The following is a 255-nucleotide window of genomic DNA, read 5'->3' as shown; positions in this document are numbered from 1 at the left end:
GCTGAGTGCACGCAGACGCGCAAGACGAGCGATGCTCTCCTTCCCTTGAACCCGTGTGCCTCGTTTCTGAGAGAGAAACAAAGCTGGCGCGCGAGCCAGCGCGCAAACTTTGGCAAATCGGTTGATGGAGAGCAACATGTCTTCACTGAGACAAATCGCGTTCTACGGCAAGGGTGGCATCGGCAAGTCGACCACCTCGCAGAACACGCTGGCGGCGCTGGCCGAAATGGGCCACAAGATCCTGATCGTGGGCTG

At 58.8% G+C, this 255-nt stretch carries 1 protein-coding gene; it reads left to right on the top strand.

Annotated elements, in window-relative coordinates; all coding sequences use genetic code 11:
- Window positions 1-136: 136 nt before the first annotated feature.
- The coding region (locus tag ACZIRK_RS45725; protein ID WP_463331978.1) for an ArsA-related P-loop ATPase at window positions 137-255 on the top strand (119 nt) is incomplete at its 3' end.

The sequence above is a fragment of the Bradyrhizobium sp. Leo114 genome, assembly GCF_055229415.2.
The sequence above is the reverse complement of the archived record's forward strand: the minus strand, read 5'-3'. Positions and strand labels throughout refer to the sequence as shown.